9 protein-coding genes are annotated in these 9,485 nt (G+C 61.4%); 5 read left to right on the top strand and 4 right to left on the bottom strand.

The window, feature by feature from the left end:
• Nucleotides 1-351 (bottom strand): sigma factor (locus EOC06_RS25290; RefSeq protein ID WP_281062109.1); only part of this gene is annotated, 351 nt, incomplete at its 3' end.
• A gap of 156 nt (nt 352-507) precedes the next feature.
• Nucleotides 508-1,527 carry a hypothetical protein gene (locus EOC06_RS25295; RefSeq protein ID WP_128309070.1) on the bottom strand — a complete coding sequence of 340 codons (1,020 nt, stop codon included), beginning with the start codon at nt 1,525-1,527 and terminating at the stop codon, nt 508-510.
• Between the two features lie 90 nt (nt 1,528-1,617).
• On the opposite strand from EOC06_RS25295, the gene EOC06_RS25300 reads away from it, so the two are divergent.
• The 5 genes from EOC06_RS25300 to EOC06_RS25320 all read left to right on the top strand — a co-directional run bounded on the left by EOC06_RS25300 (nt 1,618) and on the right by EOC06_RS25320 (nt 7,503).
• On the top strand, nt 1,618-2,280 hold the full coding sequence (locus EOC06_RS25300) for an N-acetyltransferase (RefSeq protein ID WP_128309071.1): 663 nt from the start codon (nt 1,618-1,620) through the stop codon (nt 2,278-2,280).
• Nucleotides 2,277-3,503 carry a cytochrome P450 gene (locus EOC06_RS25305; protein ID WP_128309072.1) on the top strand — a complete coding sequence of 409 codons (1,227 nt, stop codon included), beginning with the start codon at nt 2,277-2,279 and terminating at the stop codon, nt 3,501-3,503. The genes EOC06_RS25300 and EOC06_RS25305 overlap by 4 nt, the downstream gene beginning before the upstream one ends.
• Nucleotides 3,504-3,661: 158 nt before the next feature.
• Complete coding sequence (locus EOC06_RS25310; protein ID WP_127268508.1) at nt 3,662-4,669, top strand: iron ABC transporter substrate-binding protein; 1,008 nt, start codon at nt 3,662-3,664, stop codon at nt 4,667-4,669.
• Between the two features lie 174 nt (nt 4,670-4,843).
• Nucleotides 4,844-6,424, top strand: a complete 1,581-nt coding sequence (locus EOC06_RS25315) for an iron ABC transporter permease (RefSeq protein WP_164898727.1) — start codon at nt 4,844-4,846, stop codon at nt 6,422-6,424.
• Entirely contained in the window at nt 6,421-7,503 is a 1,083-nt protein-coding gene (locus tag EOC06_RS25320; RefSeq protein ID WP_127318804.1) for an ABC transporter ATP-binding protein, read from the top strand. The genes EOC06_RS25315 and EOC06_RS25320 overlap by 4 nt, the downstream gene beginning before the upstream one ends.
• Before the next feature lie 127 nt (nt 7,504-7,630).
• Here the strand turns inward: EOC06_RS25320 and EOC06_RS25325 are convergent, their stop codons facing one another.
• Both EOC06_RS25325 and ugpE read right to left on the bottom strand, forming a co-directional pair.
• On the bottom strand, nt 7,631-8,698 hold the full coding sequence (locus EOC06_RS25325; protein WP_128309074.1) for a sn-glycerol-3-phosphate import ATP-binding protein UgpC: 1,068 nt from the start codon (nt 8,696-8,698) through the stop codon (nt 7,631-7,633).
• A gap of 7 nt (nt 8,699-8,705) precedes the next feature.
• On the bottom strand, nt 8,706-9,485 hold a 780-nt coding region (gene ugpE, locus EOC06_RS25330), incomplete at its 5' end, for a sn-glycerol-3-phosphate ABC transporter permease UgpE (protein WP_128309075.1).

The following is a 9,485-nucleotide window of genomic DNA, read 5'->3' on the forward strand; positions in this document are numbered from 1 at the left end:
GCTGACGGTCTCGGTTTCCGGCTCGGCGAACGTCTCGGCGATATCGTCGACATCGATCTCGATGCGCCGTCCTCGCCGCCGGAACGCATCGATCAGCTTGAAGCGGGCGATCGCGTAGATCCACGGCAACACCGGCGCATCCTGGCGCCAGGTATGTCGTTTTACATGAATGGCCAGCAAGGTTTCCTGCACGACATCCTCGGGATCGACCCCGCCCTGCACGATCTTGCGCCTGGCAAAACCGCGAACCAGCGCGGCAATCCGGTGCAGAAAGTCGGCGTAAGCCCTTTCATCTCCCGCGATCGCGGCCCGCATCAGCCGGGAAAGTTCGGCCTCGTCCTTGCCGCTCACAAGAGTTCACTCCCCCGAATTTCGCGTCTCGGCGCTGATTTGTTACGTGGCCGGCGAAATAATGTCCAAGCCAAACTATCGGCAAATCACGAAAGATTGCGGCACACCGCGCGCCGATCGCCAGTGCGATATTGCCCAGCGCTCTTGTTCGAGAACTCAAGGCTTGTCGCCGAACATGGCGTCCCGGAAAGACCTGAAGCCCTTTCGAACGGTCAGCTTCATCCGTCTGCGACGGTACTTGTTTTTCAGGCGGCCCAAGATCTGGAGATGTGTCTCATCGATAACCGGAGTGGATAGGGGATCGTTAGCATATGGCAGCTGTGCCAAGGCATCTGCATGCATGTTGGCGTAAGGCAACGAATCGTATCTGTCGAAGGGTGTGGGCGGGTCGTTCAATACAGTGGGATTGGTGTTGATCTCGAAAACCTGGATACGACCATCGACAATGGTGTAGTCGATCCTGCCATATGAGATCCCCGCCTTCTCGAAAATCGGCATCAGCTCTACCGCATGCGGATTGTCGCGCACAAAGGCGGTATGCTCGACCCGATGTTGCCCCGACATACCGCCTCCCTGTACCTTTATGAACCACTCCTTGCTGGCGAAGCAGTGTTGCGCATAACTGCGCTCGCCGATCCGATATGCCGAGTATTTTCGGTAGCTGCCATCGGCACCAGCCTTTGCTCCAAACTCCACCACTATGGGGCGAACAAAATTCATCGTACCCAGGTTCGAGAGCGCCTCGCCGAGTTCCGCTGGCGATTGCAACAGCGGCGGCACTTTATAAGCGGCGCCCGTCTCGTCACGCAGAAAGACAGGGAAACGCATTCCCGCCGGCAGACTTTCGGGTCTGTATACATTGAAATCATTGATGCCGTCCGCGAACAGCATACGCAATAGATCGAAACGCTGAAGGCTTTTTCGGGGATGGTTGAGTTGAAACAGATCAGGCTGCTGCGACTTCATCCGCTGGCTGAGATTGGAGCATGCTTCAATCTCTGCTTCGCTCAGTCGGTCCAAATCCGTCCAAAGAACGGTGCCTCTGGAAATCTCAAGCAGATGCTCCCGTTCGTCATAGGGGACAAAGCGCACAGAACCCTGCAAATCTGTTCGAAAATAGAGTAGCAGGCTTGCCAGGGTATAGGCATGCAAGCGATGGCAAACATAGAAGATCATGAGACAACCCGCCCCTACTCATGCACTCATCAACAGCTGGTATCAGAAAATTATCGATTCGATATCGCAATTACGAGCCGCCTTTCGACGATGAAGATGATCGTATTTCAACAGCTTATGGCGGACGACGTTCCGGGCATGCCGGGCATGGCCGCGATGGAGGCCGCGGCCTGGGGACGACTCGGTGCCAGCGAAAAAACAATTCACCACCGGCTTTCGCTCGGGCATACAATGATCCTGGCCATGGTTGAGAACCTTGTTGCCGGCGCGATCTGCTTCGTGGAAACCAGCCAAGATCCGCACGATACGGGAAGGTTCCCCAAGACCTTCTCCGCCTACTCTTCGCTTGCCAGGAGCCAACCTGCACGGTCACTCTACGTGTACAATCTTGGTGTGCGACCCGAATTCCGCGGCACCGACATGGCACGCCGCCTGTTGTCGCAAATGTCTGACTATGGACGGCAGGTCGGTGCGCGTTGGTTGGTCGGCGACGGACGTTGCCCGTCCTACGCGGGAGCACAGGACGAGTTGCCCGACAAGGTTCGGCCGGATCCGGAATTTCGTCGGACCATCGACGATTGGCATCGGACCGGTGTCATGCCTTCGGTGGAATCCATAACGAGGGATCCGCTACTGCGGTTCTATAACCGTGTTCTCCGGTGCGAATTTCTACATCTCGCGTCCGATTTTCTACCTGAAGACATGAGTTCCGGCGGATTTCGCGTTATCTTTGCTGTCGATCTTGCCCGATGACAGATCAGGCTGATCTATTTGACCCCATCGCCCATGGCAGCGATGCGTTTCCCGAATTCGCCCGTCGTCGGAGTTCAGGAGGCGCCAGTTGGGGCAAACCTCCTTATCCCGAGGTCGGTGAAGCCTTCTACGTGTTCAGCCATGCGCTTGTTTCCCAGGCCTTGAAACACCCGCTGTTGCTGCAGGCACCGCCGGGCGCCTATCAGGAGGTCAGGCAAAAGATCAGCGCCAATCCGGCCCTGGACCTGTTGACCCGTTCCATGCTGCTGTCCGACCCGCCGCGGCACATGCGCCTGCGCCGCCCATTGGCTGGTTCGCTAAGCTTTTCCTCCAGCAACGGGCTATTCGACCGGCTTGCGGCCAAAGCGTCGGAACTTACGCAGGCAGCTGTACAAAAACCGGAGTTCGACGCGGTTCGTGATATAGGCCTGCCGCTAGCGTTTTCAGGCCTGGAACAGATCCTTGGTATCGACATGGACGATCCCTGGCGGATTGGCGCCGACGCACAGCTTATGGCCAACGCCCTGGAAATAAGGGCCGGCGGCGTAGACGAAGACGCAAACGATGCCTGCCGCCGGTTGGAGGCATGGGTATCCAGCGTGATAGAACACGGTACTGTGCGCCCAAACGGTATTTCAGCTCAGATGCTTGCCGAAGTCGAGGCTGGCCGCTGGCTGAGAGACGATGCCGTTGCAAACATCGTATTCCTGCTCTTTGCCGGGCAGGCGACAGTCGTCGATACCTTCGGCAATGCGCTGGTCGCGCTTGCACGCTTCCCAGAACAGCTTTCGCTGCTTGAAGATGGGAAAGTCAGTTGGTTTTCAGCAGCCGAAGAGCTGCTCCGTTTTTGCGCTCCGGTTCACTATGCCGGAGCGCGCATCGCCGCGGAAGATATGCAATTTGGTGGCGCAACCATAAAAGCCGGGCAGGCCGTCGTACCCGTGCTGGCGAGCGCCAATCGAGACATTTCTGTTTTCCCGGCGGGCGACCGGTTGGATTTGGGTTCCGGCATTTCGTCGGCCCTTGCCTTTGGCACCGGACTGCATGCCTGTCTGGGTCAACACGTCGCCCGGTTAGAAATAGCTGTACTGCTGGAGGCCTTGTTCACGCAGGCCAAAGGCTGGTGCTTGGACCTTCCCAGGGTCGTCAGGCGGCATTCGGTGCTTTTCCACGGTCTGCAAGCCGCCCCATTCATCCGGCCCGCGGATCAACCATCGGTTTGAATTCGGCACGCCATTCGCGTCCCTTCATACTTGGAATTGTGAGCCCGATATCAAGCGTTTGTGCTTCAGCGACCGATTGAAGCAGATCACCAATGTTGACTAAGCCTGTCAGGTATCGGTAGGTGAGCCGGTGCCAACCCGAACTTTAGGACAATGTCATGAAATATGCTCTTTCCACCCTCGCCGGCGCCACGGCGCTGGCAATCATGCTGATCGCCAGCCCGTCGATGGCCGAGGATGCCGGCATCATTGTCTATAACGCCCAGCACGAAAGCCTGACCAAGGCGTGGGCCGAAGGCTTCACCAAGGAAACGGGCATCAAGGTCACAGTGCGCAATGGCGGCGACAGCGACTTCTCCAATCAGATCGTCGCCGAGGGCACTGCTTCACCCGCAGACGTGTTCCTGACGGAAAACTCACCAGCCATGGCGCTGGTCGAGAGCGCCGGCCTGTTCGCGCCGGTCGATGCCGACACGTTGGCACAGGTTCCGCAGGACTATCAGCCGGCCAGCGGCAAATGGGTCGGCGTCGCCGCGCGCAGCACGGTCTTTGCCTACAACAAAACCAAGCTGACCGCCGACCAGCTGCCCAAGTCGATGCTTGACCTCGCCGATCCGAGCTGGAAGGGCCGTTGGGCCGCCTCCCCGTCGGGCGCCGATTTCCAGGCCATCGTCAGCGCCCTGCTCCAGCTCAAGGGCGAAGCCGCTACCGCCGACTGGCTGAAGGCGATGAAAACCAACTTCACCGCCTACAAGGGCAACAGCACAGTGATGAAGGCGGTCAATGCCGGCGAGATCGAAGGCGGCGTCATCTATCACTATTACTACTTCGGCGATCAGGCCAAGACCGGCGAAAACAGCAAGAATGTCGAGCTGCACTATTTCAAGAACCAGGATCCGGGCGCCTTCGTCTCGATCTCCGGCGGCGGCGTGCTGGCCTCCAGCAAGCATCCCAAGGAAGCCCAGGCGTTCCTGAAATGGCTGACCGGCAAGGGCGGTCAGGACGTGCTGAAAACAGGCGATTCCTTCGAATACGCGGTCGGCAAGGGTGCGGACTCCAACCCGAAGCTTGTGCCGCTCGCCGATCTGCAGGCGCCGAAGGTCGATGCCACGACGCTGAACTCCAAGAAGGTCACCGACCTGATGACGGCAGCCGGCTTGCTTTAGTTGCCATTCGTCCTAAAAGGACACCCGACCACGCTCCCGCGGGAATTCGCCTTCCGCGGGAGTGATTTTGTTTTTCGAGATGGCATTCGTCGATGACGACACGCTGTGTTCCCGACCGCGATCGCGGTCCTTCAATTGCTGCCGCTGGACGGCAACGGCACGGCGTCTGACCTGATGCAGTCCGCGGTCGATCTCGCGCGTTCGGGCCTGCCTTCGGGCACAGGCCGAAGGGCCCGGCGACGCGCACCGCTGTGGCTGGTCCTCGCCGCCATCTTCGTTGCGCTGCTGGCGCTGGTGCCGCTCGCCTTCATCATCTGGATCGCGGTGCAGACCGGCTGGGAAACCGTCGCGGCGCTGGTCTTCCGGCCGCGTGTCGGCGAGCTTCTGGTCAACACTGTCCTGCTGGTCGCGCTCTCGGTGCCGATCACCATCGTGCTGTCGGTTGCGCTGGCCTGGCTGACCGAGCGCAGCGACCTGCCGGGCGACCGGATCTGGTCCTGGCTGTGCGTGGCGCCGCTCGCCATCCCCGCCTTCGTCCACAGCTACGCCTGGATCACCATGGTGCCGGGACTGCACGGCCTGTGGGCCGGCGTGCTGGTTTCCGTTATCGCCTATTTCCCGTTCCTGTATCTGCCGGTGTCGGCGGCATTGCGCCGTCTCGATCCCGCCCTCGAGGACGCCGCCGCCGCACTCGGCCTTGGACCCCGACGCGTGTTCTGGCGGGTCGTGCTGCCGCAATTGCGGCTCGCCATCTGCGGCGGCTCGCTGCTGGTCGGCCTGCATCTGCTGGCCGAGTACGGCCTCTATGTCTTCATCCGCTTCGACACCTTCACCACGGCGATCGTCGACCAGTTCCAGTCGACCTTCAATGGACCGGCCGCCAACATGCTGGCCGGCGTGCTGGTCAGCTGCTGCTTCGTGCTGCTCGGCCTCGAAGTGCTGGTGCGCGGCGAGGAGCGCTATGCCCGCGTCGGCTCGGGTGCGGCGCGCCATCAGCAACGCGCAAGCCTCGGGCGCGCCACCATTCCGAGCCTGCTCTTGCTTGTCGTCACCACGCTTTTGGCGCTCGGCGTGCCGTTCGTCACCATCGGCGGCTGGCTTATCGCCGGCGGCGCCGCTGTCTGGCGCCTGGACGAGATCGGCCTGGCGCTTGGCCAGACGCTGTTCCTGGCGCTCGCCGGCGCCTTGCTCGCCACCGTCGCCGCCATGCCGATGGCCTGGATCTCGATCCGCGCCCCGGGGCCATTGCAGCGCCTGCTGGAGGGCTGCAACTACATTGTCGGCTCGTTGCCGGGGGTTGTCATAGCGCTGGCGCTGGTCACCATCACGGTGCGCATCGCGCTGCCGCTCTACCAGACCCTGTTCACCATCCTGGTGGCCTATGCGCTGATGTTCCTGCCACGCGCGCTGGTCAGCCTGCGGGCGTCGATCGCGCAGGCACCGGTCGAGCTCGAACGCGCCGCTTCCAGCCTCGGCCGCCGGCCGCTGCAGGCGCTGTGGTCGACGACGATCCGCCTGTCGGCGCCGGGTGCCGCGGCTGGCATGGCGCTGGTGGCGCTCGGCATCATGAACGAACTGACCGCTACCCAGATGCTGGCACCCAACGGCACCCGCACGCTGGCGATGGCGTTCTGGTCCTACAGCGGCGAGATTGATTATGCCTCCGCGGCACCTTACGCCTTCATCATGGTGGCGATGTCGCTGCCCTTGACCTGGCTGCTCTATGTCCAGTCGAAACGGATGGCCGGACGATGAGCTTTCTCGAAATCGGTGGCTTGCACAAGCAGTACGGCCCGGTGGCCGCCCTTGCCGGCGTCGACCTGAACGTCGCCAGCGGCAGCCGCACGGCGATTGTCGGTCCTTCCGGCTGCGGCAAGACGACCCTGCTGCGGCTGATTGCCGGCTTCGAGGCGCCGGACCAGGGGCACATCACGCTCGACGGTACGATATTGGCCAATGGCGGCGCTGCGGTGCCGGCATATCGGCGAGGCATCGGCGTGGTGGCGCAGGATGGCGCCCTGTTTCCGCATCTGACCATTGGCGACAATATCGGTTTCGGCATGGGTCGCGGCGAGGACAAGCGCACCGAGCGCATCGTCGAGCTCGCCTATATCGTCGGGCTGGACAAGGCGATCCTCAAGCGCCGCCCGCACGAGCTCTCCGGCGGCCAGCAGCAGCGCGTGGCGCTGGCTCGCGCCATGGCGATGAAGCCCCGGCTGATGCTGCTCGACGAGCCGTTCTCGGCGCTCGATACCGGCCTGCGCGCCTCGATGCGCAAGGCGGTGGCCGAGCTTCTGGAAGCTGCCGGCATCACCACCATCCTGGTGACGCACGACCAGGCCGAGGCGCTGTCCTTCGCCAGCCAGGTCGCGGTGATGCGCGACGGCAAGTTCTCGCAGATCGGCACGCCGCGCGAGCTCTATCTCAAGCCGAAGGACAGGATGATCGCCGAATTCCTTGGCGACGCCATCATCCTGCCGGCCAAGATATCGGATGGCTTCGCCAACTCTCCGCTCGGCCGCATCGCGGTCGACACCAATGACAGCCGCGATGTCGCCCGTATCATGCTTCGCCCGGAGCAGATCGCGCTGAAGAGAACGTCGCGCGAGGGCATGTCCGGCACCTCGGACATGCTGTTCGGCGAAGTGACGGAATCCGAATTCGCCGGCTCGATGTGCACGGTCGCGGTGCGGCTCTTGAACAATGCCGATCCGCCCGATGCGGCAGCGATCGGCAACACGCCGCTGGTCCTGCGCAAACCGGGCATGGACGCGCCGGCGGTCGGCGAGATCGTCCGGCTGACCGTATCGGGAAAGGCGCATGTCTTCGCCTGAACACCGTATGCTGGAGCAATTCTAGGAAACTGTGAAGCGGTTTTCCGTCTGGAATTGCGTCAAAACAAAGAGTTAGAGCAGCTCGCCGTTTCCGTGAAACGGTGAAACGCTCTGGGCATCTTTTGGATTAGCCGACGCGCTTTCCTGCCTGATCGAACCAGTGCAGCTTTTCTGCCTTGGCAACCACGCGCAATTGGTTGCCAACCGTGGCGGTGGCGCGACCCGCGACACGCACGACGATACGGTTGCCGCCTGCCGCACAGTGAAGGAAACTTTCGGCGCCTACCGGTTCGACTGCCTCGACCAGCGCCGGCAGGACGAGGGCGCCGGGCGGCGCCTCCGCATTGAAGGTGACGTCGGCATCCTCGGGCCGAAAACCGAGGGTCGCAGCTCTTGCCTCCCGAGGTGCGAAAGCGATCGCCGTGCCGTCTGCGAGCACCGCGCCCGAGGCGCTTTCGGTCAGTGCCAGGAGATTCATCGGCGGCGCGCCAATGAAGGAAGCGACGAAGGTCGAGGCCGGCCTTTCATAGATGTCGAGCGGCGCCCCCATTTGCTCGACCAGTCCGGCGTTCATGACGACGAGGATGTCGGCCAACGTCATCGCCTCGAGCTGGTCATGCGTGACATAGACCGACGTGACGCCAAGCGAGCGTTGCAGGTTCTTTATCTCGACGCGCATCTGGCCGCGCAATTTGGCATCGAGATTGGAGAGCGGCTCGTCGAACAGGAAAACCCTCGGGTTGCGCACAATGGCACGACCCATGGCAACACGCTGGCGCTGGCCGCCGGAAAGCTCCCGCGGACGGCGGTCGAGCAGCGCCGAAAGTTCCAGTATTTTCGCCGTCGCGCGGACCCGGCTGTCGATCTCATCTTTCGGCGTGCCGCGGTTGCGCAGCCCATAGGCCATATTGTCGTAGACTTTCATATGCGGATAGAGCGCATAGTTCTGGAACACCATGGCGATGTCCCGCTCGGTCGGGCCGATTGAGTTTACGATCTTGCCGTCGATCGCAACTGTTCCCGAGGAGATGGTTTCGAGCCCGGCGATCATCCTGAGCAGCGTGGACTTGCCGCAACCCGATGGGCCTACCAGCACGCAAAGCTGCCTGTCGGGAACTGCGATTGAAACGCCCTTCACGGCCTCGAAACCGCTGGGGTAGACCTTCTTCACATCCTTCAGATCGACGGTCGCCATCAGCTTCTCACTTTTCGGAATCGACCAGGCCGCGAACGAACCAGCGCTGCATCAGCACCACGACCAGGATCGGTGGCACGATGGCCAGCATCGCTGTGACCATGACCAGGTGCCATTGCGTGTCGGCATCGGCGAAAGAGACCATCTTTCTCAACGCGATAACGATCGTATTCATGTTGCTGCTGTTGGTGACGAGCAACGGCCACAGATACTGTGTCCAGCCATAAATGAAGAGGATGACGAACAGCGCCGCGATGTTTGTCCGCGACAGCGGCAACAGGATATCGAAGAAGAAGCGCCACGGCCCTGCACCATCAACACGCGCCGCCTCCACCAGTTCACCTGGAATGGTCATGAAAAACTGTCGAAACAGCAATGTGGCGGTGGCGGAGGCGATCAGCGGGATGATCAGGCCGGCATAGGTGTCGATCATGCCGAGATCGACCATCACCTTGTAGGTCGGCAGGATGCGCACCTCGACGGGAAGCATCAAGGTGATGAAGATCAGCCAGAAGAAGGTCATGCGAAGCGGAAAGCGGAAAAACACGATCGCGTAGGCGGACAGGATCGAGATGAAGATCTTTCCCACCGCGATGCCAAGCGCCATGATCGTCGTGTTGAGCAGCAGCCTGCCAACGCTGACGCCGCCGATGCGGCCGACACCGCCGAACAGCGCTTCGGTGTAATTGTTCCAGAACTGATCGCCGGGCAGGAGCGGCAATGGCGGCCTGAGGATCGTTTGCAGCGTCTGCGTCGAGGCAACGAACGTGTAGTAGATCGGGAAAGC

Source organism: Mesorhizobium sp. M7A.F.Ca.MR.362.00.0.0 (assembly GCF_004023175.1).
Classification (GTDB): domain Bacteria; phylum Pseudomonadota; class Alphaproteobacteria; order Rhizobiales; family Rhizobiaceae; genus Mesorhizobium.